The sequence below is a fragment of the Mesorhizobium sp. LCM 4577 genome, assembly GCF_001854795.2.
Lineage (GTDB): Bacteria > Pseudomonadota > Alphaproteobacteria > Rhizobiales > Rhizobiaceae > Mesorhizobium > Mesorhizobium plurifarium.
Genome location: NZ_MDDU01000009.1, coordinates 34,237 through 56,500, shown reverse-complemented (window position 1 = coordinate 56,500; position 22,264 = coordinate 34,237). Strand labels below are relative to the sequence as shown.

The following is a 22,264-nucleotide window of genomic DNA, read 5'->3' as shown; positions in this document are numbered from 1 at the left end:
GGAGAGAGATCGAAATGTTCAGGAAGATGGTTTTTGGGGCGGTTTCGCTGCTCGCCATGGCGACAAGCGCCGCGCACGCAGCCGACATCAAGGAATTCCGCGTCGGCATCCTCGGCGGCGAGAACGAGACCGACCGCCTGCGCAACTACCAGTGCCTCGCCGACCACCTGAAGTCGGAATTCGGCTTCGAGAAGGTGTCGCTGTTCCCGGCCGCCGACTATGACGGCGTCATCCAGGGCCTGCTCGGCGGCACGCTCGACTTCGCAGAGCTCGGCGCGTCCGGCTATGCCAGCGTCTACCTCAAGGACCCGAACGCCGTCACCCCGATCCTCACCACCAAGCAGACCGACGGCTCGACCGGCTACTATTCGATCGGCCTGGCGCTGAAGTCCTCCGGCATCACCGACATCAAGTCGGCCAAAGGCAAGAAGCTCGGCTATGCCGATCCGGACTCGACCTCGGGCTATCTGATCCCGCTGACGCRGATTCCGAAGGACACCGGCGTCGCGAACGACACCTATTTTGCTTCGACCCAGTTCAACGGCGGCCACGAGAACAACGTGCTGGCCGTGCGCGACGGCAAGGTCGACGTGGCGGTGGACGACTCCTCGGGCATCGGCGACTTCAAGAACGGCTACACCTCCGGCACCTTCCACAAGGAAGTCGCCAAGGGCGCCGTCGACCCGAACGACTTCGTCGAAGTGTGGCGCTCGGGCCTGATCCCCAACGGCCCGCTGGTGGTGCGCACCGCGCTGGGCGACGACATGACCGCCAAGCTGACCGCTTTCTTCACCGCCCTGCCGGCGAAGGACAAAGCCTGCTTCGAAGGCGTCGAGGGCGGCGATTTCACCGGCTATGTCCCAGTGAAGCCTGACTTCTACAACGTCATCGTCGAAGCCCGCAAAGCCGCTATCGGCGGCTAAAGGCATCAGGAAAAAGGGCGGCGTTCGAAACGCCGCCCTTTTTGCATGTCCAGATCATGACATCAGCGACCCTTCACTCCGACGCCACCCGCCAGCAGGCCGAAGCCTGGCGGCGCCAGACCTCGCTGCGCCGCTTCTACACCGCGCTTGGTGTCGGCCTGCTGCTTGTCGCCATGTTCGCGACCATGTGGTTCGCCGACGAAGCCAATGCCGGTCACTTCTTCGACCGGCTGCCGCATATCCTCGATTTCCTCAGCTGGCTGGTCCCGAAGGACTGGAACGACGTCTGGCGGGCGCTGTTCGACATCGCCTCGCCCAACGACAAGGGCACGCAGGAATTCAACTTCCCGCTCGGCCGCGTCTATGTCTGGGGCGGCTTCTACATCCCCGAATATTTCGAGCTGATGCTGACCACGGTGAACGTGGCGCTGGTCTCGACTTTCATCGGCTTCGTCTTCGCTGTTCCCTTCTCCTTCATCGCCGCGCGCAACCTGACGCCGAGTCCGATCCTGCGGCTCGTCGTCAAGCGCTTCATGGAACTGCTGCGCGCCTTCCCCGAGATCGTCATTGCCGGCCTGTTCGCGGCCATCGTCTCGATCGGCCCTGTCGCGGCCATCATCGCTATCGGCCTGCATTCGATCGGGGCTTTGGGCAAGCTGTTCTACGAGATCAACGAGAACATCGATATGCGCCCGGAAGAGGGCCTGCGCGCGGTCGGCGCCAACTGGTTCGAGCGCGTGCGCTTCGCCGGCCTGCCGCAGGTGCTGCCCAACTTCATGTCCTACACTTTGCTTCGGATCGAGATCAACGTACGCATCTCGACCGTCATGGGCGCGGTCGGCGGCGGCGGCATCGGCGAAGAGCTGAAGCTTGCCATCTCACGCGGCTTCGGCGCCAAGACGCTGGCGCTGGTGCTCCTGCTCTTCACCACCATCTTCCTCGTCGACCAGTTCTCCGCCTGGTTGCGCCGCAAGCTCGTCGGCGAGCAGGCCTTTCTGATGAGCGCGTGACCATGATCCCGAAAAGTGGACGCCGGTTTTCGGACAAGATCATGGTCAGGACCAAAGGGTAAGACATGCCTGCGATGACCGCCGATCAAGTCAAGGCTATCGAAGACCGCCACCCGCAGATCTTCCAGCGGCCGGCCTACAAGCGCTTCTGGCCGCTGCTGATGATAGCGGGCACGGTGCTCTATCTTGCCTATGCCCTGTGGTTCTTCAGTCTGCCGCAGGTGCTGCGCGAGTCGCACTGGGAGCGCCTGCCGCTTTTCCTGTCGCAATGGATCAGCTACGACCTGCAGCCGGAGTTCCGGCTCGACCAGCCCGAGATCACGCCGAAATATCCGCGCTTCTCGGCGCTCGGCGAAAACCCCAATCCCGATTGGGTGATCAAGAACCCCGACGGCACCTACACCGTCCAGATTGACGGCAGCGCCAAATCTGTAACCTTCGACAAGACCCGGGCGACGATCACGGCCAACGGCGTGACCGTGCCGATATCGCTGACCGGGGGCAAGCCGGTCGTGACCGGCCCGGTGCCCGGCTGGGTGACCGTCCATGACGACGAGATCGTCGCCAAAATGGGTTTTGCCGGCGAGGTGCGCGTCACCGTCGACCGCGTCAAGGTGCGAAAACGCTTTCTCGGTTGGGCGAATTTCGTCTTCGATACGCGCTCGCCCTTCTTCGGCAAACCCTATAGCGAAGTCATCTCGTTGATCGTCTCCGGGCCTGAGCTCAAGCCCGGCACGTCGAACCTCGCTCTGGCCGCCGACAATATCTGGAACAACGCCCAATGGCAGCACGGCGACGTCTGGACGAAACTGCTGCAGACCATCGTCATGGCGTTCCTCGGCACGCTGCTCGGCGGCATCGTCGCCTTCCCGCTTGCCTTCTTCGCCGCCCGCAACATCACGCCGAGCGGCATGCTGAGCCAGGTGCTGAAGCGCTTCTTCGACTTCATGCGCTCGGTCGACATGCTGATCTGGGCGCTGTTCTTCACCCGCGCCTTCGGCCCCGGACCGCTGGCCGGCAGCGCCGCGATCTTCTTCACCGAGATCGGCACATTGGGCAAAACCTATTCCGAGGCGCTGGAGAACATCGACGACAAGCCGCGCGAGGGCGTGCTGTCGACCGGCGCCAACGGCATTTTGGTGCAGCGCTACGGCGTGCTGCCGGAAGTGGTGCCGGTCTTCATCAGCCAGACGCTCTACCAATGGGAATCGAACACCCGCGGCGCGACCATCATCGGCGCCGTCGGCGCCGGCGGTATCGGGTTGAAACTATGGGAAGCGATGCGCACCAACTCGAACTGGGCAAACGTCTTCTACATGGTGCTTTTGACGCTGCTCGTCGTCTTCATCTTCGACAACATCTCGAACTTCCTGCGCCGCAGGCTCAGCCGCACGCTGCATGACTATAATAGGTTGCAGGCCGAGCGGGGGTAGTTTCGCGCCTTCGTCATCCACGGGCGGAGCAAGGAGCGGAGCGACGCGCGCAGACCCGAGGATCCATGCCGTTACCTAAGCCGTAGAGTGCAGCGGTGCAGAACTCTGCATCGTTGCGGAGCGTCGACGTCACGGAATGGATCCTCGGGTCTCCGCGTCCGCTTCGCTCCCGCTCCGCCCGTGGATGACGAAGAGAGAGTCGCTTACGCAGCTCTTTTCCACCCGTTCCTAATATGCCGATACCCCTCGCGATAAACCGCCTCCGGGCTCTCGGCGAAATCCCTCCACACCTTGGTCGCCGCCGCCAGATCCTTCAGCGAGCGGCCGAACGCCTCGATGGTCAGCCAATCGTCATAGCCGCTTTTGCGGATCGCCGCGAAAGTCTCCTTCCACGGGATGTTGCCGCGCCCCGGCACGCCGCGATCGTTTTCCGAAATATGGATATGGACGACATTGCGACGATGCTTCGTATAGGCGCCGATCGGGTCGGCCTCCTCGATATTGGCGTGGAACGTGTCGTACATCGCCTTGATGTGCGGCCGGTCGATCGCGTCGATATGCTCGCACAGGTCGGCCATGGTGTTGACCAGGTAGCATTCGAAGCGGTTGAGCGCTTCCAGCCCGATGGTCACGCCTTTCTTGCCGGCATGGTCGCCGATGGCGCGCTGCGAGGCGACCGAGCGCTTTTTTTCGGCGGAAGTCGGCCCGCTGCCGGAGAAGGCGCCGAGCGTCGAATGCAGCGGACCGCTGAGCGTCTTCGCGCCGAGCGCCGCGCTGCAGTCGATCGCCCATTTCATGTAGTCGATGCCGGCCTTACGGGTCGCGGCATCCGGCGAGATCAGGTTCATCGCCGGATCGCCCATGGCCGAGACCGCGGTGCGCTCCAGGCCGATGCGGTCGAGCATCTCACCGAGTTTTTTATAATCGTCGGGCGCCCCGACGAAGACCGGTATCTCGACGCCGTCGAAGCCGGTCGCCTTGATGTCCCTCAGCAGCGCCTCGTGCTTCTTCGAGACACTGGTCGTCCACAAGAACATGCACATGCCGATTTTCATCGACACCCCTCCCCTCTGACGGCTGGCCAACTCCTGCGCCAGCTACGCCACACTCCCCCTCATCCGACCGCTTCGCGGCCACCTTCTCCCCGAGGGGAGAAGAGGTCGGCGCCGGCCCCCTCCTCTCCCCTCGGGGAGAGGTCGGATTGCCCCGAATTGCGTTTGCAATTCGGCTGGCAATCCGGGTGAGGGAGGCTTCCTTAGACGACGCAGCCGTCACCCCTAAAGCTTCGTCCAGGCCCCGTTCTTCTTCGACGATTTCACGCAAGCCTCGATGAAGGCCATCCCTTCAACGCCGTCCGCGATCGTCGGGAAGATCACATCCTTGGCCGGCTTGCCGCCCTTCCGGCGCGCGGCACGGATGGCGCGGGCGGCCTCCTGGTAGATGTTGGCAAAGCCTTCGAGATAGCCCTCAGGATGGCCGGACGGCACGCGGCTGACGCGCGCGGCCACCGGCATCGCGCCGGCGCCGGCTCGCGTGAGCAGTTGCTTCGGCTGGCCGAACGGCGTGTACCAGAGGTAGTTCGGGTCGGCCTGCACCCATTCCAGCCCGCCCTTGGAGCCGTAGATGCGCAGCTTCAGCCCGTTCTCATGACCGGGCGCCACCTGGCTTGCCCAGATCATGCCCTTGGCCGGATGCTTGTTGCCAACCGGCTTGAAGCGCAGCATGACGTTGACATTGTCGTCGAGCTGGCGGCCCGGCACGAAGGCGTCGAGATCCGCCGACAAGGAATCCAGTTCCAGCCCGGACACGAAGCGGGCGAGGTTGTAGGCATGCGTGCCTATGTCGCCCAGCGCGCCGCCGGCGCCGGCCTGCTTGGGATCGGAACGCCAGGAGGCCTGCTTCTGGCCGGTGGCGGCGAGGTCTTCGGTCAGCCAGTCCTGCGGATATTCCGACTGCACGATGCGGATGTCACCGAGCATGCCCTTGGCCACCATCTCGCGCGCCTGCCGGATCATCGGATAGGCGGTGTAGTTGTGGGTCAGCACGAACACCTTGCCGGTCTTCTCGACCAGCGCCGCCAGCTTCTTCGCCTCGGCCAGCGAGGTCGCCAGCGGCTTGTYGCAGATGACATGGATGCCGGCCTCGAGGAAGGCCTTGGCCGCCGGCACATGCACATTGTTTGGCGTCACGATCGCCACCGCCTCGATGCCGTCGGGACGCTTGGCCTCGGCCTTGGCCATTTCGGCATAGGAGCCATAGCTGCGTGACGGATCGAGCCCGAGTTCTTCGGCCGACGCCTTTGCCCGTTCCGGGTTCGACGACAATGCGCCGGCCACCAGCACGAAGTCGTTGTCCATACGCGCTGCGATGCGATGCACCGCACCGATGAAGGCGCCCTGCCCGCCGCCGACCATGCCATAGCGGATCGGGCCGCCTCCCGCTTCCGACTTCGATGCGCCGACCATTCTTCGTCCTCTCCTCTTTGGCTTCTCACCCTCCCCCGTGCGGAGAGGGACGACGCACGGCGTCGGGCGGGGTATAAAGGTCCGCTGCGACTTGGAATTCAACCCCACCCGGACCCGCGGTCGAATCTTCCCACGGAAGTTCCCGGGTCAAATCCCCATCATCGCGCGCAGCAGCTTCTTGTCGGTCGTGCCGGCGGCGAAATCGTCGAAGGCCTTCTCGGTCACTCGGATGATGTGATGCTGGATGAAGGGCGCGCCCTCAGCCGCCCCGTCCTCGGGATGTTTCAGGCAGCATTCCCATTCCAGCACCGCCCAGGAATCGTAATTGTACTGGGCGAGCTTGGAGAAGATGCCGCCGAAATCGACCTGCCCGTCGCCCAGCGAGCGGAAGCGGCCTGCCCGGTTCACCCAGCCCTGGTAGCCCGAGTAGACGCCCTGCCGCCCGGTCGGGTTGAACTCGGCATCCTTGACGTGGAACGCCTTGATCCGCTCGTGATAGATGTCGATGAACTCGAGATAGTCGAGCTGCTGCAGCAGGAAATGCGACGGGTCGTAATTGATGTTGCAGCGCTTGTGGCCGCCGACCGCGTCGAGGAACATCTCGAAGGTCGCGCCGTCGAACACATCCTCCGAAGGATGGATCTCGTAGCCGACATCGACGCCATTGTCCTCGTAGACATCGAGGATCGGCTTCCAGCGCTTGCCGAGCTCGTCGAAGGCTTCCTCGATCAGTCCGGCCGGTCGCTGCGGGAAGGGATAGAGGTAGGGGAAAGCCAGCGAGCCGGTGAAAGATACCGAGGCATCCAGCCCGAGATTGCGCGATGCCTTGGCGCCGAACTTCATCTGCTCGACGGCCCATTTCTGCCGCGCCTTGGGATTGTTGTGCACTGATGGCGGCGCGAAGCCATCCATCTGCGCGTCATAGGCGGGATGCACCGCCACCAGCTGGCCCTGCAGATGCGTCGACAGCTCCGTGATCTCGACGCCCGCGTCGGCGCAGATGCCTTTCACCTCGTTGCAATAGGCCTTCGACGACGCCGCCTTCTCGAGGTCGAACAGGCGCCCGTCCCAGGTCGGGATCTGCACGCCCTTGTAGCCGAGCCCTGCCGCCCATTTGGTGATCGAAGCCAGTGAATTGAACGGCGCGGCGTCGCCCGCGAACTGCGCCAGAAACAGGCCAGGCCCCTTCATCGTCGTCGGCATCGGCATCCTCCCTCTCTCTTGTTTCGCCACCAAGCATAGCGTCGATTGGAGCGAGGGCCAGCCTGTTTGGGCAAACTCACCGGCATCTCAGCGCCATGCCATTCTGGTATTACCAAATCCCATAATTCGGTCAAGCACCTGAAAAGCCGGCAGAAGGGTCTGGCCGGCAATTAAAAAGGTGAAATTACCACGTTAAATCATGTAATTGACCGAGATATGAAGCTTCCCCTGTCCACTTCTTGCCGCGCATGAAAATTTGCTGTAGAGGACATGGCAGGCCCAATTGGTCGAACCAGTTTCGAGGAAAATGYTGGCAACGCCTTGGGGAGGAGTCGTCCGGCCGCCTCTGCGGGAGGCGTCGCGGGGTGAAAACGTGACAGGCGAATTCTGGGAAGGATAGACCATGCATCTTTCGACGCACAATTGGATGCGGGCGGAGCCGCTGGAGGTGACGCTGAAGCGCATCAAGAAGTTCGGCTACGAATCGATCGAGATTTCCGGCGAGCCCGAGCAGTACAAGACCAAGGAGACGCGTGCGCTGCTCAAGGAGCACGGCATCCGCTGCTGGGGTTCGGTGACGCTGATGCTGGGTGAGCGCAACCTCGCCGCCAGGGACCAGGGACAGCGCGAGCGCTCCGTCCAATATGTGAAGGACGTGCTCACCATGGTGAGCGAGCTCGACGGCGAGATCATCACGCTGGTGCCCGCGACCGTGGGCAAGGTCGTGCCGGACGGCACCGAGGCGGAGGAATGGGGCTGGGTGGTCGACGCCACGCGCGAATGCTTCACCCATGCCAAGAAGGTCGGCGTCAGGATCGCCGTCGAGCCGCTCAACCGCTTCGAGACCTATCTCTTCAATCGCGGCGCCCAGGCGCTGGCGCTCGCCGACGCGGTGAGCCCCGAATGCGGCGTCTGCCTCGACGCATACCACATCCACATGGAGGAATTTAACGTCTACGACGCGATCCGTCAGGTCGGCAAGCGCCTGTTCGACTTCCATGTCGCCGACAACAACCGCTTCGCCGCCGGCCTTGGCCAGATCGACTGGCCGAAGATCGTCCGCACGCTGAAGGAAGTCGGCTATGACGGCGCGCTGACCAACGAATTCGTCGCGCCGGTCGACCGCACGCCGGCCGCGCCCTATCCGGAGATGGTCGAGCGCAATCCGGTCGACATCTCGCCCGAGCAGCTGAAATTCATCCAGGACCACGGCTCCAGCCTGCTCACGGAAAAATTCTACACCGACCAGATGCGCATAACCGCCGAAACGCTTCTGCCGCTGATCAAGTGATCTCCGATTGAAATGCATCCCTTCCGCTCTCATGGGGCGGAGGGGCCGAAGGGAAAACATGCGCATCAAAAGCGTCCAGGCCTGGTGGGTTCGCATCCCGATCGAAGTCGCGAAGCAGCATCGCAGCGACTTCGGTCAGGTGACGACGTTCGACGCCGCCATTCTGCGCATCGAGACGGACGATGGCCTGGTCGGCTGGGGCGAGGGCAAGAACGCCGCCGGCAGCGCCGGCAGCTATGGCGCGCTCGTCCATATGCTCAACCACGAGATCGGCCCGCAGCTCGTCGGCCGCGACCCCGCCGACATCGGCATCATCTGGGAGATGCTCTACAACGGCGTGCGGCACGAGACGGCGGCGCATGCCGGCCATGCCATGCCGCAACTGGCGCGGCGCGGCATGAGCGTGGCGGCGATCAGCGCCGTCGACATCGCGCTCTGGGACATTCTCGGCAAGTCGCTCGGGCAGCCGGTATGGCGACTGCTCGGCGGCCGCAAGGTCGAGCGCATGCAGGCCTATGCCTCGGGGGGCTGGGCCTCCCCTGACGCCATCGGAGAGCAGTTGCAATCCTACATCGCCAAGGGCGGCTTCAAGGCGCTGAAGATGCGCGTCGGCGCCATGGACGGCGCCCCGCATGTGTCGGCCGCGCGCGTGCGCGCCGCAAGGCAGGCGATCGGTCCCGACGTCGACCTGATGGTAGACGCGCACGGCACCTACACCGTGGCCGAGGCCAAGCGCTTCATCAGGCTCACCGGCGATCTCGACCTCGCCTGGTTCGAGGAACCGGTGATCGCCGACGACAAGCCGGGCATGGCCGAGGTGCGCGCCTCGGGCTCGACGCCGATCGCCACGGGCGAAAGCGAGGCGACGCGCTACGCTTTCCGCGACCTGGCGGTGCTGAAATCGGCCGACATCTTCCAACCGGATCCGGCGTTTTGCGGCGGCATCAGCGAGGCGATGAAGATCGGCACCATCGCCAGCGCCTTCAACCTGCGCTTCGCACCGCATCTTTGGGCGGGCGCGCCCTGCTTCTTTGCCGGGCTGCATGTGTGTGCGGCCTCGCCCGCCTCCTTCATCATCGAATATTCGCTCGGCGCCAATCCGATGATCCACGACCTTGTCGAGGAGACTGTCGAAGCGAAGGACGGTATGATAGCGATCCCTGAAAAGCCTGGATTGGGTTTCACCATCTCCGAGCGATTCCTGGAGGCGCACGCGCAACGTATTTGACGATGAAAGAAAAGAATCTTCTCGCGGAACTTGCCGCCTATCTCTTTTCCAACTCGGACAAGGAGTCCGGCCGCACACCTTCGGAGCGCGAGCTGGCGGAGCATTTCGGCGTCAGCCGCGGCCAGATCCGCGAGGCGCTGGCCATCCTCGAAGCCATGCGCATCGTCGAGCGGCGTGCGAAGTCCGGCATCTATATCGACACCAAGCAGGCGAGCGTGGAAGCGCTGGCGCTGTTCGCGCGCGCGGGCCTGCCGCTCGATCCGGTGCAGATCTACGAAACCGTCGAGCTGCGCAAGATCCACGAGATCAAGGCGGCCGAGCTTGCCTGCTCGCGCGCCACGGAAGAGAATTTCGAACGCCTGCGCGAGATCCTGAAGGCTTCCGAGGAGCGCATCGCCGCCGGCGAAGGCCTCGCCAAGGAGGACCGCGAGTTCCACCTCGAGATCGTGCGCGCGACCAAGAACAGCGTCTTCCACAATATCTGCAGCGTCTATTACCTGATGGGCGAGCAGCGCCTGCCGATCTACTTCAACGATCCCGAACGCAGCGTGCGCTCGCATGCCGAGCACATCCAGATCTACGAGGCGCTGCTGCGCCGCGACGGCAATCTCGCCCAGGCCTTGATGAATGCCCATTTGCAGGGCGCCGAGAGCTATTGGAAGGGGATCATCGAAGGTCGCGCGGCGGAGCCGAAGAACGCTGCGCTCGAAAAGGCCTGAGTGCGGTGCGCAAGATCCTCTCGACGCATCCGCTGCACCCGCGCGCGACGGCCATGCTGGCCGGCGCCGGGCGGCTCGCGATCGCTTCCGCCCTCGATCCCAAGACACTGACCAATGAGGCCCGCGACGCCGACATCGTCATCGTGCGGGCGCCGCTGCCGCCGGAGCTGTTCGCGGACGCCTCGGGCCTGCGCGCCGCGATCCGCCACGGCGCCGGGCTGGACATGATCCCGGTCGAGGCCGCGACCGCCGCCGGCGTGCTGGTGGCGAACGTGCCTGCCGTCAATGCCCGCTCGGTCGCCGAACATGTGATGTTCGTTGCACTCGCTTTGCTGCGGCGCTTCCGCATGATGGACCGCGACCTGCGCGCCAAGGGCTGGCTTGCCGGGCGCGAGCATGCCAATTCGACCAGCGAGCTTGCCGGCAAGACGATCGGCATCGTCGGCCTCGGCGCGGTCGGCCAGGCCGTCGGCCATATTGCCGCGCACGGCTTCGACCTCAATGTCGTGGCGACCACGCGCAGCCTGCGTCCGGCGCCCGAGCGTGTCGGCTTCCTGTCGATCGACGCGCTGGTCGAGCAGAGCGACATCATCGTGCTCTGCTGCCCGCTGACGGAGGAAACGCGCGGCCTGATCAGCCGCGAGCGCATCGCCCGCATGAAGCCCAACGCGCTGCTGATCAATGTCGCGCGCGGCCCGGTGGTGGACGACGAAGCGCTGATCGAGGCACTGCAGAAAGGCCGCATCGGCGGCGCCGCGCTCGACGTCTTTTCCACGCAGCCGCTGCCGCCGAACCACCCCTATTTCGGCTTCGACAACGTCATCGTCACTCCCCATATGGCCGGCATCACCGAGGAATCGATGATGCGCATGGGCGTCGGCGCGGCAAACGAGGCGCTGCTGGTGCTCGCCGGCAAACTGCCGGTCAATCTGCGCAATCCGGAAGTCGTCGAGCATTATCGCCGGCGCTTTCCCGCCGGCTGAAGTCCGCGCCTCAATTTTCGCCGATTTGGCAGCGACCTTCACCGCCATGGCCAAGCACCTCGCGGAAATCCTGGTTCTGACCGCTGGCACCTGCGTCGCCGCAACGGGCGCTCGAACTGATCAAGGCAGCTATGTGCCCTGCGATAACGGTCTACGCTGCGTGATGGCGCCCTGCCCTTCGAACAGCGCGCTCGACCTCGCCACCGGCAAGATCGTCAAGGGTGTGTGGATCGACATCGACGGCCTGCCGCAACAGGACAAGGCGCTCGATCTGTCGGACAAGCTTTATGCCGGCAAGGTTGTCGTTGCCGGCACGGTCGAGAACCGGCCGCATACCTTCAACGGCAAGCAGTACAGCCTCCCGACCTTGGTCGCGACCGGCATCGAGCGGGCGGCCAAGGACAGCGAGCGCGCTCACTGCTCAAGCCGCTGAGGACCAGTACCCTGCGGAGAGCCGCGCTTTCAACTTGCGATCAATGTCTCCACCGCGGCGGCAATGCGCAGCAGCCGGTGATCATCCCCATGTCTGCCCACCAGCATCAATCCGGCGGGCAGCTTGGTGCCGGGCATCGGCAACGAGATCGCGCAGAGGTCGAACTGGTTGGCGACCTGCGTGTTGCGCAAGAGCAGCCCTTCCGTCTTGTCGCGCAGCGCCTCATCGCCGGCCATGGCGGCGGTGGAAGGCGCGACCATCGGCACGGTCGGCAATACCAGCGCATCGACCGTCTCCAGCCGCTCCGCCATGGCGGCCGCAAGCTCGCCGCGACGGCGGATCGTTCGGATATAGGCGGAAGCGGGGACGGCAAGCGCGCGCGACAATGGCCCGGTGACGTGCGGATCGACCGGCACCGAGGCGCCGCTCGTCAGCCAATCGGCATGCACTTCGGCCCCTTCCATGGAAGCGATCGTGCCGCGCCTGGTGGCCGCGCGCATCTCGGCGATGAGATCGTCGATCGGCAAATCGGCGGCGCGGGCGCCAGCCCGTCCGATCCTGTGGATGCAGGCCTCGAAAGCTGCCGCGACCTCCGCTTGCGTCTCGCCGAACAGCACGCCGCGTGGGATGCCGATGCGCAGGGTCGCGAGCGGGACCAACTGAAGCGCAGCCGGCTCTTCTCCGGCCATGATCGCGTCGGCGATCCCGCAATCGGCGACGCTGCGGGCAAGCGGGCCGATCGAATCCAGTGTCATCGACAGCGGAAAGGCGCCGGCCAAGGGCACGCGCCTCGCCGTCGGCTTGAAGCCGACGACGCCGTTGAGCGAGGCCGGGATGCGCACGGACCCCCCGGTGTCCGATCCGATGGATATGTCGCTTGTGCCTTCGCCGACCGCAACGCCCCCTCCCGATGACGAGCCGCCCGGGATCAGGCTGGCATCGGTGGCGTTGCCAGGCGTGCCGTAATGCGGATTGTCGCCGATCGCGGTGAAGGCGAACTCGGTCATGTTGGTCTTGCCGAGGATGACCGCCCCGGCCTGGCGCAGCCTCTGGACGATCGCCGCATCTCGCGCGGCGGGTGCGGCGCCGGCTCGGATCATCGACCCTGCCGTCGTCGGCTCGCCGGCGACATCGAACAGGTCCTTGATCGAGACGATGCGCCCGTCGAGCGGGCCGAGGCTCACACCGGCCTTGCGGCGGGCATCGGACGCATCGGCGGCGGCCCGCGCGGCCTCGGCATAGAGCTTCGTGAAGACCTTCTCATCGCCCGCGCGATTGGCAAGACGTGACAGGATGATTTCCAGACGGTCGCGTACGGATTGCATTTTCGATGTCGGGCCCTGCAAAGTTGCCACGTCTTTAACGCACGGCCTGATGTTGGGCCGGCGCAAGAGATAAACCGGCAAGCGTGCCTTTGCACCCTGCCAGCGATGGGAAGATGCTGATGCTGTACAAAGGCAGCTGCCACTGCGGCAAGGTGGCGTTCGACGTCGAGGGCGAGCTCGGCATGACCGTGCGCTGCAACTGCTCGATCTGCCGGCGCAAGGGCGCGCTGTTGTGGGCTGTGCCGCATGAGACGCTCAATCTGGTCGCCTGGGGCGACGACCTCGGCCGCTACACCTTCGGCAAAGCTCAAATCGCGCATCGCTTCTGCCGCACCTGCGGCATGCATCCCTTTGCCGAAGACGTCAGCCAGGGCAGCGGACGAACCGCCTATATCAACATCAACTGCCTCGAGGACATCGATCTTGCGACGATCGAAGTTTTCGAGTTCGACGGCCGCTCGGCCTGATTAGCGGTAGCCGGTCGCATCCGCCGGCTTGCCGGCATCCTGGACCTCCGGCACGTAGCGCCAGGCGTCAGGCCGCGAGCCGTCGAGATCGGTAAAGCCGTAGACCTGCGCCAGCCCGCCACTCGAAAGCGACTGGCCATTCCAGCGCGAGCGCCGCGGGTCGGAGGCCAGCGCCGCTACGGCGCGGCCGACGAAGCGCGGCGTCTCGGATATGACGAAATGCGGCACATTGGCTGTCGCGTCGCGCCAGTTCTCTTCCTGCACGCCGAGTGCCTCCAGCATCATCTCCGAGCGCAGCCAGCCCGGCGTCAGCGAGACGGACGTCGCGCCATGCTTTTCGAGGTCTTTGGCATGCGCCCATGCCATACGGTTCACCGCCACCTTGGCGAGATCGTAGAAGGGCGATAGCCGATAGTGCCCGGCATTGTATTCGGCCGTGCCGTCGGTGACCTCGATGAGCAATCCGCCTGGACGCTCGATCATCAACGGCAGCGCGTGATGCGCGGTGATCAGGTGCGTATCGATCCCCAGCCGCAGCAGCCGCAGGCCGTTGTCCAGATCGTGTTCCCAGACGGACTTGTTCCACTCAAAGAGCTTTTCACCGCCCCAGACGTCATTGACCAGGATATCGAGGCGGCCCTGCTCCGCGCGGATACGCGCGACAAGTTTCTGCACCTCTTCGGAGACCAGATGGTCGACCCGGACGGCAATACCCTTGCCGCCTTGTGCGGTCACCAGTTCCGCTGTTTCCTCGATGGTTTCGGGACGCTGATAATCCGATTGCGAAGTTCGCGTCGTGCGTCCGGTCACATAGACGGTGGCGCCGGCAGCGCCCAGTTCGACCGCAATTCCACGGCCCGCGCCGCGCGTTGCGCCGGCGACGAGCGCGACTTTTCCTTGAAGCGTCATTGAAACCTCCGAACCGGAACTGCGCACAATCAGAGCTGGCGTTTGCCATGCCCATCATTTATAAATGATCATTCGTTTATAAATGAGAGTCAAGATGACCAGGCCAAAAACCCAGTCCGACGAACAGGTTCTGGAAGCCGCGTACCGGTTGATGCATGCCGACGGACCGGAAGCATTGACCTTCGAAAGGCTGGCGCGGGCCAGCGGCCTTTCAGGCTCGACGCTGGTGCAGCGCTTCAAGAACAAGACGCTGCTGAAGCAGCGCACGCTGCTCTATGCCTGGGATGGTCTCGACCGAAAGACCGAGCAGGCGGCGGCATCGGTCCCCAGAACCCCGGCCGGCGCCGTCGAGCTGCTGGTTGCTCTCTCCAGCGGCTATGGCGACATCGAATCCTATGCCGAAGGTTTGCTCGTCTTGCGCGAGGATTTGCGCGATCCCATGCTCAGGGCGCGCGGCGCCGCCTGGAAGGCGGCGCTGAGCGGGATGCTCGCCGATTGTTTCGCCGGCGTCCGCGGCGTGCCGGACGACATCGGCCTGCTTATGGCAGCCCACTGGCAGGGCTCGCTGCTGTGGTGGAGCTTCGATCCCGACGACATGGAGCTCCCCGCCTATGTCGAGCATAGCCTGACGCGCTTCGTATCGGCCATCACGACAATATCGGCCCGGCGCTCGTGAGAGCCGCCGGGCCGAAGCTTGATAGGACCGCCGGGCTTGCCTACTCGGCGGCCTGCTTCGGCCCTCTTGCGAAGGCCACCAGCGCCGCGAGCAAGGTCGCAACGCCGCCATAAGCGAAGGCGCTCGCGACACCGGCATGATCGACAAGCAAGCCGCCGACAATGGCGCCGAGCGCGATCGCCACCTGGAAAGTGGCGACCATCAGGCCGCCGGCGCTCTCGGCCTGATCGGGTGCTGCGCGCACCAACCAGGTCTGCAGGCCGACCGGCACCGCGCCGAAGCCAAAGCCCCAGGCGGTGACGGCGAGCGCCGCCGTGATGGGCGAGGCCCCGAACACGAGCAGTGCAGCCGCCGACAAGGCGATCAGCAGCGGCGCCACACCGACGGCCATCTTCAGATTGCGCTCGGCCAGGAACGCGCCGGCGAAATTGCCGAAGAAACCGCCAATGCCATAGGCGAGCAGCACCAGCGATATGGTCGCGATCGGCATGACCGGCACCGTCTCCAGGAACGGCCGCACATAGGTGAAGCCGGCGAACTGACCCGACGCGACCAGCAGCACCACCAGCAACGCGACGCGGATCATCGGCCGCTTCAGCACATCGACCAGCGTGCGGAAGCTCGCCACGGCCGTCGGCGGCAGGCTGGGAAGCGTGGCGAGCTGCACCAGAAGCGCCAGCGCGCCGACGACCGCCGCGATCATGAAGGCGGTGCGCCAGCCCCAGATATCGCCGACATAGGCGCCGACCGGAGCCGCCGTCACGGTGGCGACCGAGACGCCGGTGAGGATGATCGACATGGCGCGCGGCATCAGTCGCATCGGCACCAGCCTGAGCGCCATGGCCGCCGACATCGACCAGAAGCCGCCCAGCGCGACGCCGAGCACGACGCGGGCAAGAAGCAGCATTGTAAGCGAGGAGGCGAAGGCGGCGAGCAGGTTGGAGACGATCAAAAGGACGGAGAGGATCCACATCACCAGCCGGCGGTCGAGCCGCTTGGTGACGATCGCCATGGTCGGCGCGGCAATTGCGCCGACCACGGCTGTCGCCGTCACCGCCTGGCCGGCGGCGCCTTCGCTGACGCCAAGGTCCTGCGCCAGGCGCGTCAACAGGCTGGCGGGCAGGAATTCGGCCGTCACCAGGCCGAAAACGCCGAGCGCCAGCGAGACCACCGCACCCCACGCAGGCTCTGTTCGTTCTTCAGGTTCGGTTCTGTCGAGGACGGCGGCGTCGATGGCGCCTGTGACGGGCTCGGTCATGTCAAATCTCCGATGGGTTGCAGCGCAACATTTGGGCTGCAGTGCAACATAGGGAGTGACTATCTGGAGTTTCCATGCTAGAAACGCCGAAATGAATTACAATTCGACAAAATCGGTTTTGCAGACTTCGGGCGACCCGCTCACCGACATGTTGCGTGGCCTGCGCCTCGACGGCGTCGACTATGGCCGCTGCGTGCTGGGCGAGCCCTGGGCCGTTTCTTTTCCGGCGCAGAAGGCGGCGCGCTTCCATTTCATCGGACAGCAGGGTTGCTGGCTGTTCTCGCCTGCCAAGGAGTGGATCGAGCTCTCGGTGGGCGACGCGCTGCTGATCCCGCGCGGCGACGAGCATGTGCTGGCGAGCGCGCCCGGCGTGCCGCCGGTGCCGATCGGCCGCTACACGATCGAGCCGGTGTGCGAGAACATCTACGACGTCTCGAACGGATGCGACGGCTGCAAGACCTTGCTGTTTTGCGGCTCGATGCATTTCAACCTCGACGGCTCGCATCCGCTGCTGGAGATGATGCCCGACCTGATGCAGGCGCATAAATTGATGGCGAACGCGCCGGGCATCCAGCATCTGCTCGACGCGATGGCTGGCGAGGTGACGATGGACCGCGTCGGCTCCGGCGGCATTCTTGCCCGCCTGGCCGACGTGCTCGCCGCCACCATCATCCGCTCCTGGGTCGAGAATGGCTGCGGCGACGCCACCGGCTGGATCGCCGCCATGCGCAATCCGGATGTCGGCAAGGTGCTTGCCGCTATCCACCTCCAGCCGGAGCGCGACTGGACGGTCGAGGCGCTGGCCAGGATGATGGGCGCCTCGCGCTCCGCCTTCGCGCAGCGCTTCGCCAGCGTGGTCGGCGAGACGCCGGCTAAATATGTGCTGCGCGTGCGCATGCACCAGGCGCGGCAATGGCTCAGCCGCGACGGCATGCGGGTTTCGGTCACGGCCGCGAGATTGGGCTACGATTCGGAAGCCTCCTTCAGCCGAGCCTTCAAGCGGGTGATGGGCGTGGCGCCAAGCCATTTCCGTCACGCCGGCGCCGAGGAGCAATCCTGACATCCGGCAGGCAGCCCGCTGGAGGAATTGCCAAGTCTTTTGGACGCCGCGTCATTCCCCGCCAGTCGAGACAGCATAAGCTCGATGGCGGAGGAAACCGCCATGCCCAATCATCTCGCACCGCTTGCGCTTGCCGCTGCTGCCATGTTGCCGAACCGCGCTTTCGCGCTCGAAGATAGCTACCTGCCCGCCGACAAGATCCCTTATGCCGTCGAAGCGCCGAACCAGCCGCAGCGGCTTGGTCCGCTATGGGGCGAGCGCGCCAAAGGACCGGCCGGCACGCTGCTGAAAGTTCCCGGCAACTGGCGGGCGCCCGTCCATGCCCACACCGCGGACTACCGCGCCGTGGTCATCAAGGGCCTCTGGGCGCACTGGCAGATGCAGGGCGGCGAAGCCACCAAGGTCGAGTTGCCGCCAGGCTCCTACTGGACCCAGAAGGCCAACGAGATGCATGACGACGCCTGCCTGTCGGACACCGAATGCGTGATCCTGCTGATCAACGACAAGCCTTACGAGACTTATCTCCCGAAGTAAGGCAGCAGGCCAGCCGGATCGCTATCCGGCGTGACGCAGGCTCACCCCACTGCCCTTGTCGAACATCACCACCTTGTCCGGATTCCAGGCAAAGCGCACCGGCTGTTCGATCGCGACATCGGTCCTGGCCGGCACTGTAGCCCGCAGCATCGTGTCGCCAACCCTGAGCGTCACGATCTTCTCGACGCCATGGTTTTCGACATCGTGAACCCGCGCCTCGACCGGCGCGCCGCTTTCCAGATAGACGTCTTCCGGACGGATGCCGAAGACGAGCGGGCGACCGTCGGTCGCGCCGCTCGTCCTGCCCCCGCCAAAGGTTTTGGCTTCAGTTGACAGCGGTAGTTCGAAATTCATCGGCGCCATCACCGCGCGGTCGTTGACCAGCTTGCCGTCGATGAGGTTCATCGGCGGCGAACCGACGAAGCTCGCGACATAGGTGTCGCGCGGATTGTTATAGATCTCATGCGGCGTGCCGGTCTGGACGATGCGGCCATGGTTGAGCACGCCGACCTTGTCGCCCATCGACATGGCCTCGATCTGGTCATGCGTGACGAACAGGAACGTGGCGCCGAGCTGCATCTGCAGGTTCTTCAGCTCCGTGCGCAGCGCCTCRCGCAGCTTGGCGTCGAGCGCCGACAGCGGCTCGTCCATCAGGAACACGCGCGGCTTGCGCACGATGGCGCGGCCGATCGATACGCGCTGCATCTCGCCGCCGGAAAGCCGGTCGGTCTTGCGATCCAGAAGATGCTCAATCCTGAGCGTGCGGGCCGCGCGCGCGACGCGATCCTTGATCTCGGCATCCGGCAGCCGGCGGATCTTCGGCTTCAGCGGGAATTCGAGGTTCTGTCGCACCGTGTAGCGCGGATAGAGCGAATATTGCTGCAGCACCAGCGCCACGTCGCGCTCGGCCGCGCCCCAATCGGCGACGTCGACGCCGTCGATGAAGACCTGCCCCTCGGTCGGTTTTTCGAGACCGGCGACCATCCGCAGCGTCGTCGTCTTGCCGGCGCCTGTCTCGCCGAGCAGCACGAAGAATTCGCCGTCGGCGATGTCGAGGTCGAGGTTGGACAGCGCGGTATGGTTGCCGAATGTCTTCGAGATGTTTTTCAGCTGGATATGGGCCATTACAGTCTCACTCCGAGCGACTTGCCGCTCGCCGCGTCGAAGAAATGCGCCTGCGAAGGATCGATCCGCGCATAGACCTTTTCGCCCGGGCCGCTGATGAAACCGCTCTTGGTGCGGGCGCGCAGCATCTTGGAGCCTACTTTCAGGTCGACGATGTCGAAGGAACCGAGCGGCTCGATGATTTGCGCTTCGACCGGCAGGAACCCGTCCGCCGCCTCGCGCCGCACCAGCACGCCTTCCGGCCGGATGCCCAAGGTGAGCTGGCCGCCGGCGTGGCCGTTGAGCTTGGAAAGCAGCGCCTGCGGGAACTCGAAGCCGGCGGCCGCATCCCCGACCGTGACCGACGCGACAGAAGCTTTTTCGGCGACCTTGGCTTCGGCGACATTCATCACCGGGCTGCCGACGAATTGCGCGACGAAGAGGTTGGCCGGGTGGGAATAGACCTCGTCCGGCGTGCCGACCTGTTGCAGCACGCCTTCATGCATGATGACGATGCGGTCGGCGAGGCTCATCGCCTCGATCTGGTCGTGCGTGACATAGATGCTGGTCGAGCCTTGCTTGATGTGCAGCCGCTTGATCTCGGCGCGCATTTCCTCGCGCAGCTTGGCATCGAGCGCGCCGATCGGCTCGTCCATCAGCATCGCCTTCGGACGCCGCACCAGCGCCCGGCCGATGGCCACGCGCTGCATGTCGCCGCCCGACAGCGCCGAGGGCTTCTTGCCGAGCAGATCGGTGATCTGCAGCGTCTTGCCCACCGAGCGCACCTCGGTGTCGATCTCGCTTCTGCTCTTGCGCGTCGCGCGCAACGGAAAGGCGATGTTCTCGTAGACGTTCATGTGCGGGTAGAGCGAGAACGACTGGAACACCATGGCGATGTCGCGGTCGGCGGCCTTGAGGTGCTGCACCGGCTTGCCGTCGATCAGTATGTCGCCCTGGTCGATGGTCTCCAGCCCGGCGATGGCGCGCAGCGTCGTCGTCTTGCCGCAGCCCGATTGTCCGAGCAGCACGATGAACTCGTTGTCGTTGATCGCAAGGTTCAGGTCCTTGATGACCTGGACGGCGCCGAAGAATTTCTGGACGCCGCGAAGCTCGATCTGGGTCAATGCTGCGCCMCCGCGTTATGCGCCTGCTGGTCGGCTCCGTGTCCCGTTCCGGCCTGCTCCTCACGTGGAATCTTGGAGGTGACGTTGAAGCCGATCAGGCCGATCAGGATGATGGTCACGCCGTAGGTGTGGAGCAGCATGTTCCAGGGCTGGCAGAGCGCGACGATGCCGAGCACCATCAGGATCTGCGATCCAGGCTCCAGATATCTTTCATTGATCGCGCGAAAGCTCATTTGCGGATCGCTCCGAAGGACATGCCGCGCAGCAGATGGTTGCGGAGCAGGAAGGTGAAGATCGCGACCGGCAGCAGGAACAGGAAGGTTCCGGCGGCGATCACCGTCCAGTCGGGCAGGCCGGAACCCACCTGGCTCGGAATGAAGGGCGGCGCGGTCTGGGCGCGGCGGTTGGTCATGATCAGCGCGAAGGCGTATTCGTTCCACGCGGTGATGAAGCAGAACACGGCCGTGGCGGCGATGCCGGTCGCGGCCTCGGGCAGCACGATCTTGAAGAAGGCCTCCATGCGCGTATAGCCGTCGACGAGCGCCGCCTCCTCATATTCCTTCGGGATCTCGTCGATGAAGCCCTTCATCAGCCAGACCGAGAAGGACAGGTTGAAGGCGGTATAGAGGATGATCAGGCCGAGATGGGAATCGTTGAGCCCGACCGCGCGGTACATCAGGAACATCGGGATCGCGACCACCACCGGCGGCAGCATGCGCGTCGACAGGATGAAGAAGAGCAGGTCCGCCTCTCCCTTCACCCTGAAGCGCGAGAAACCGTAGGCGGTGAACGTGCCCATGCCGACGGCGAGCACGGTCGAGGTGATCGCCACGATCAGCGAATTCATGAACCGGTTCGGATAGCCCGACCACTGCACCGCGCCCTTGCCGTCGCGCACGATCTTCTCGCCGCCGTCGAAGACGACGCGTTCCCACCATGGGGCGGCCGCGTATTCTTCGGGCGTCGGCGGGCTGCGCAACTGCGAGCGCTTGGTGAACAGCTTGACGAAGGGCGATATCTCCGGCTGGAACACGATCGTCGGCGGGATCGTCGTGGCCAGGTTGCGCGGCTTGAAGGCCGTCGAGGCGATCCAGTAGATCGGCGCCAGGAAGATGATCGTCACCACCAGCACGGCGACGATTGCCGCGCGATTGAAGGCGACCTCGGAAGAAGTGCGGACGGCGGCCATCTCAGCGCTCCTTCACCTTGTTGAGGTATTTGACATAGATGTTGGTGATCGCCAGCACCATGATGAGCACGATGTAGGCCATGGCGCAGGAACGCCCCGTCTGCCATTCCTGGAAAGCCATCTTGTAGAGCCGGATCGAGATCAGCTCGGCCGTCGGCTGGCTGGTCAGGATATAGGCCAGGTCGAAGGTCTTGAACGCCTCCATGGTGCGGAAGATGACGGCGATCATCAGGATCGGCGCGACCAGCGGCAGCGTGATGCGGAAGAAGGTGTAGAACGGCCCGGCCCGGTCGATCGCGGCGGCTTCGTAAAGGTGCTTCGGCACCGCGGAGAGACCGGCAAGCGACAACAGCATGACGAAGGGCGACCACATCCAGATGTCGGTGAGCGCCACCGCGTAGAGCGCCATCTTCGGGTCGGCCAGCCACTCGAAAGTGCCGAGCCCGAGCGCATAGTTGATGATGCCGAAGGACGGATCGTAGAGCAGCTTCCAGAACAGGCCCACCACCGCCATCGAAAGCATCATCGGCAGAAGCAGCAGCGTCGTCAGCAGCCCCTTCATCGGTATGTCGCGGTTGAGCAGCATCGCCACGCCGAAGCCGACGAGCAACTGGCCGGCGACCGAGATGATGACGTATTTCGCGGTGATGGCGAAGTTCGACCAGACATAGGGATCGTTGAGCAGGTCGCGGTAATTCTGCAACCCGACGAAATTGGCCGGCGCATTGGTCGAAGCGCGGAAGTCGGTGAACGAATAGCCCAGCGAATAGATCAGCGGGAAGATATTGAAGACGATCAGGAACAGGATCGTCGGGATGATGAAGAGATTGCGGATCGAGATATCGCTGAGGCCGCGCGCCGCGGCCCGCGAGGACCTGTCGAGCGTGGTGATCATCGTGGTCGCCAAAACCCTGCTCCGGATGCTTGAAA

At 64.4% G+C, this 22,264-nt stretch carries 23 protein-coding genes; 12 read left to right on the top strand and 11 right to left on the bottom strand.

Features of this window, described 5'->3' with window-relative positions; translation table 11 throughout:
- Positions 1 to 14: 14 nt before the first annotated feature.
- The 3 genes from phnD to phnE (LCM4577_RS13340) all read left to right on the top strand — a co-directional run bounded on the left by phnD (position 15) and on the right by phnE (LCM4577_RS13340) (position 3,366).
- On the top strand, positions 15 to 923 hold the full coding sequence (gene phnD / locus LCM4577_RS13350; RefSeq protein WP_071071622.1) for a phosphonate ABC transporter substrate-binding protein: 909 nt from the start codon (positions 15 to 17) through the stop codon (positions 921 to 923).
- A gap of 56 nt (positions 924 to 979) precedes the next feature.
- A complete protein-coding gene (gene phnE, locus LCM4577_RS13345; RefSeq protein ID WP_071071731.1) occupies positions 980 to 1,933 on the top strand; it encodes a phosphonate ABC transporter, permease protein PhnE in 954 nt (317 codons plus the stop codon).
- Positions 1,934 to 1,998: 65 nt separating this feature from the next.
- A complete protein-coding gene (gene phnE / locus LCM4577_RS13340; RefSeq protein WP_071071620.1) occupies positions 1,999 to 3,366 on the top strand; it encodes a phosphonate ABC transporter, permease protein PhnE in 1,368 nt (455 codons plus the stop codon).
- Between the two features lie 203 nt (positions 3,367 to 3,569).
- On the opposite strand, the gene LCM4577_RS13335 is transcribed toward phnE (LCM4577_RS13340), so the two are convergent.
- The 3 genes from LCM4577_RS13335 to LCM4577_RS13325 form a co-directional block, all read right to left on the bottom strand.
- On the bottom strand, positions 3,570 to 4,421 hold the full coding sequence (locus LCM4577_RS13335) for a sugar phosphate isomerase/epimerase (protein WP_041006521.1): 852 nt from the start codon (positions 4,419 to 4,421) through the stop codon (positions 3,570 to 3,572).
- 222 nt (positions 4,422 to 4,643) lie between these two features.
- Positions 4,644 to 5,831 (bottom strand): Gfo/Idh/MocA family protein, encoded by a 1,188-nt coding sequence (locus tag LCM4577_RS13330; RefSeq protein WP_071071618.1) that lies wholly within the window; start codon positions 5,829 to 5,831, stop codon positions 4,644 to 4,646.
- A gap of 147 nt (positions 5,832 to 5,978) precedes the next feature.
- Positions 5,979 to 7,034, bottom strand: coding sequence for a sugar phosphate isomerase/epimerase (locus LCM4577_RS13325; protein WP_040987472.1), 1,056 nt, complete (start codon positions 7,032 to 7,034; stop codon positions 5,979 to 5,981).
- A 403-nt stretch (positions 7,035 to 7,437) separates the two neighbouring features.
- On the opposite strand from LCM4577_RS13325, the gene LCM4577_RS13320 reads away from it, so the two are divergent.
- Genes LCM4577_RS13320 through LCM4577_RS13300 form a run of 5 tightly spaced genes read left to right on the top strand, consistent with a single transcriptional unit; the run spans position 7,438 to position 11,688 of the window.
- Positions 7,438 to 8,325, top strand: coding sequence for a sugar phosphate isomerase/epimerase (locus LCM4577_RS13320; protein ID WP_040987393.1), 888 nt, complete (start codon positions 7,438 to 7,440; stop codon positions 8,323 to 8,325).
- A 58-nt stretch (positions 8,326 to 8,383) separates the two neighbouring features.
- Positions 8,384 to 9,553, top strand: a complete 1,170-nt coding sequence (locus LCM4577_RS13315) for a mandelate racemase/muconate lactonizing enzyme family protein (RefSeq protein ID WP_040987394.1) — start codon at positions 8,384 to 8,386, stop codon at positions 9,551 to 9,553.
- Between the two features lie 2 nt (positions 9,554 to 9,555).
- Positions 9,556 to 10,272, top strand: coding sequence for a FadR/GntR family transcriptional regulator (locus tag LCM4577_RS13310; RefSeq protein ID WP_040987397.1), 717 nt, complete (start codon positions 9,556 to 9,558; stop codon positions 10,270 to 10,272).
- 5 nt (positions 10,273 to 10,277) lie between these two features.
- Positions 10,278 to 11,255: a hydroxyacid dehydrogenase gene (locus LCM4577_RS13305; RefSeq protein ID WP_083354716.1), complete on the top strand. Its 978-nt coding sequence runs from the start codon at positions 10,278 to 10,280 to the stop codon at positions 11,253 to 11,255.
- A gap of 46 nt (positions 11,256 to 11,301) precedes the next feature.
- On the top strand, positions 11,302 to 11,688 hold the full coding sequence (locus LCM4577_RS13300) for a hypothetical protein (RefSeq protein ID WP_071071727.1): 387 nt from the start codon (positions 11,302 to 11,304) through the stop codon (positions 11,686 to 11,688).
- A 29-nt stretch (positions 11,689 to 11,717) separates the two neighbouring features.
- On the opposite strand, the gene LCM4577_RS13295 is transcribed toward LCM4577_RS13300, so the two are convergent.
- The gene (locus LCM4577_RS13295) at positions 11,718 to 13,013 is read right to left on the bottom strand and encodes an amidase (protein WP_071071616.1); all 1,296 of its coding nucleotides are present in this window, start codon (positions 13,011 to 13,013) and stop codon (positions 11,718 to 11,720) included.
- Between the two features lie 119 nt (positions 13,014 to 13,132).
- Here LCM4577_RS13295 and LCM4577_RS13290 point away from each other — a divergent pair, with 119 nt between their 5' ends.
- Positions 13,133 to 13,480, top strand: a complete 348-nt coding sequence (locus LCM4577_RS13290; RefSeq protein ID WP_071071614.1) for a GFA family protein — start codon at positions 13,133 to 13,135, stop codon at positions 13,478 to 13,480.
- Here LCM4577_RS13290 and LCM4577_RS13285 read toward each other — a convergent pair whose 3' ends face one another.
- Positions 13,481 to 14,389, bottom strand: coding sequence for an SDR family oxidoreductase (locus LCM4577_RS13285; RefSeq protein WP_071029557.1), 909 nt, complete (start codon positions 14,387 to 14,389; stop codon positions 13,481 to 13,483).
- A 94-nt stretch (positions 14,390 to 14,483) separates the two neighbouring features.
- Between LCM4577_RS13285 and LCM4577_RS13280 the strand changes: the two genes are divergently transcribed.
- Complete coding sequence (locus LCM4577_RS13280) at positions 14,484 to 15,065, top strand: TetR/AcrR family transcriptional regulator (protein ID WP_071029570.1); 582 nt, start codon at positions 14,484 to 14,486, stop codon at positions 15,063 to 15,065.
- A 40-nt stretch (positions 15,066 to 15,105) separates the two neighbouring features.
- On the opposite strand, the gene LCM4577_RS13275 is transcribed toward LCM4577_RS13280, so the two are convergent.
- Positions 15,106 to 16,323: an MFS transporter gene (locus tag LCM4577_RS13275; RefSeq protein ID WP_071071613.1), complete on the bottom strand. Its 1,218-nt coding sequence runs from the start codon at positions 16,321 to 16,323 to the stop codon at positions 15,106 to 15,108.
- Positions 16,324 to 16,414: 91 nt separating this feature from the next.
- Here LCM4577_RS13275 and LCM4577_RS13270 point away from each other — a divergent pair, with 91 nt between their 5' ends.
- Both LCM4577_RS13270 and LCM4577_RS13265 read left to right on the top strand, forming a co-directional pair.
- Positions 16,415 to 17,383 (top strand): AraC family transcriptional regulator, encoded by a 969-nt coding sequence (locus LCM4577_RS13270; RefSeq protein ID WP_071071611.1) that lies wholly within the window; start codon positions 16,415 to 16,417, stop codon positions 17,381 to 17,383.
- A gap of 102 nt (positions 17,384 to 17,485) precedes the next feature.
- Positions 17,486 to 17,917, top strand: a complete 432-nt coding sequence (locus LCM4577_RS13265) for a DUF4437 domain-containing protein (protein WP_071071724.1) — start codon at positions 17,486 to 17,488, stop codon at positions 17,915 to 17,917.
- A gap of 21 nt (positions 17,918 to 17,938) precedes the next feature.
- Here LCM4577_RS13265 and LCM4577_RS13260 read toward each other — a convergent pair whose 3' ends face one another.
- The 5 genes from LCM4577_RS13260 to LCM4577_RS13240 are packed head-to-tail and all read right to left on the bottom strand — an operon-like array spanning position 17,939 to position 22,241.
- Positions 17,939 to 19,042, bottom strand: coding sequence for an ABC transporter ATP-binding protein (locus LCM4577_RS13260; protein WP_071071609.1), 1,104 nt, complete (start codon positions 19,040 to 19,042; stop codon positions 17,939 to 17,941).
- The gene (locus LCM4577_RS13255; protein WP_071029551.1) at positions 19,042 to 20,145 is read right to left on the bottom strand and encodes an ABC transporter ATP-binding protein; all 1,104 of its coding nucleotides are present in this window, start codon (positions 20,143 to 20,145) and stop codon (positions 19,042 to 19,044) included. The genes LCM4577_RS13260 and LCM4577_RS13255 overlap by 1 nt, the downstream gene beginning before the upstream one ends.
- The gene (locus LCM4577_RS13250; RefSeq protein WP_071071607.1) at positions 20,142 to 20,378 is read right to left on the bottom strand and encodes a hypothetical protein; all 237 of its coding nucleotides are present in this window, start codon (positions 20,376 to 20,378) and stop codon (positions 20,142 to 20,144) included. The genes LCM4577_RS13255 and LCM4577_RS13250 overlap by 4 nt, the downstream gene beginning before the upstream one ends.
- Positions 20,375 to 21,334, bottom strand: a complete 960-nt coding sequence (locus LCM4577_RS13245; RefSeq protein WP_040987413.1) for a carbohydrate ABC transporter permease — start codon at positions 21,332 to 21,334, stop codon at positions 20,375 to 20,377. Before LCM4577_RS13245 ends, LCM4577_RS13250 begins: the two co-directional genes overlap by 4 nt.
- A 1-nt stretch (position 21,335) precedes the next feature.
- Positions 21,336 to 22,241 (bottom strand): carbohydrate ABC transporter permease, encoded by a 906-nt coding sequence (locus LCM4577_RS13240; protein WP_040987414.1) that lies wholly within the window; start codon positions 22,239 to 22,241, stop codon positions 21,336 to 21,338.
- Positions 22,242 to 22,264 lie beyond the last annotated feature (23 nt).

Bases quoted from the DNA above. Each gene is read 5' to 3' on its own strand.
- phnE (WP_071071731.1), top strand. From the start codon at position 980: ATGACATCAGCGACCCTTCACTCCGACGCCACCCGCCAGCAGGCCGAA.
- phnE (WP_071071620.1), top strand. From the start codon at position 1,999: ATGCCTGCGATGACCGCCGATCAAGTCAAGGCTATCGAAGACCGCCAC.
- LCM4577_RS13335 (WP_041006521.1), bottom strand. From the start codon at position 4,421: ATGAAAATCGGCATGTGCATGTTCTTGTGGACGACCAGTGTCTCGAAG.
- LCM4577_RS13325 (WP_040987472.1), bottom strand. From the start codon at position 7,034: ATGCCGACGACGATGAAGGGGCCTGGCCTGTTTCTGGCGCAGTTCGCG.
- LCM4577_RS13320 (WP_040987393.1), top strand. From the start codon at position 7,438: ATGCATCTTTCGACGCACAATTGGATGCGGGCGGAGCCGCTGGAGGTG.
- LCM4577_RS13315 (WP_040987394.1), top strand. From the start codon at position 8,384: ATGCGCATCAAAAGCGTCCAGGCCTGGTGGGTTCGCATCCCGATCGAA.
- LCM4577_RS13310 (WP_040987397.1), top strand. From the start codon at position 9,556: ATGAAAGAAAAGAATCTTCTCGCGGAACTTGCCGCCTATCTCTTTTCC.
- LCM4577_RS13300 (WP_071071727.1), top strand. From the start codon at position 11,302: ATGGCCAAGCACCTCGCGGAAATCCTGGTTCTGACCGCTGGCACCTGC.
- LCM4577_RS13295 (WP_071071616.1), bottom strand. From the start codon at position 13,013: ATGCAATCCGTACGCGACCGTCTGGAAATCATCCTGTCACGTCTTGCC.
- LCM4577_RS13290 (WP_071071614.1), top strand. From the start codon at position 13,133: ATGCTGTACAAAGGCAGCTGCCACTGCGGCAAGGTGGCGTTCGACGTC.
- LCM4577_RS13285 (WP_071029557.1), bottom strand. From the start codon at position 14,389: ATGACGCTTCAAGGAAAAGTCGCGCTCGTCGCCGGCGCAACGCGCGGC.
- LCM4577_RS13280 (WP_071029570.1), top strand. From the start codon at position 14,484: ATGACCAGGCCAAAAACCCAGTCCGACGAACAGGTTCTGGAAGCCGCG.
- LCM4577_RS13275 (WP_071071613.1), bottom strand. From the start codon at position 16,323: ATGACCGAGCCCGTCACAGGCGCCATCGACGCCGCCGTCCTCGACAGA.
- LCM4577_RS13270 (WP_071071611.1), top strand. From the start codon at position 16,415: ATGAATTACAATTCGACAAAATCGGTTTTGCAGACTTCGGGCGACCCG.
- LCM4577_RS13265 (WP_071071724.1), top strand. From the start codon at position 17,486: ATGCCCAATCATCTCGCACCGCTTGCGCTTGCCGCTGCTGCCATGTTG.
- LCM4577_RS13245 (WP_040987413.1), bottom strand. From the start codon at position 21,334: ATGGCCGCCGTCCGCACTTCTTCCGAGGTCGCCTTCAATCGCGCGGCA.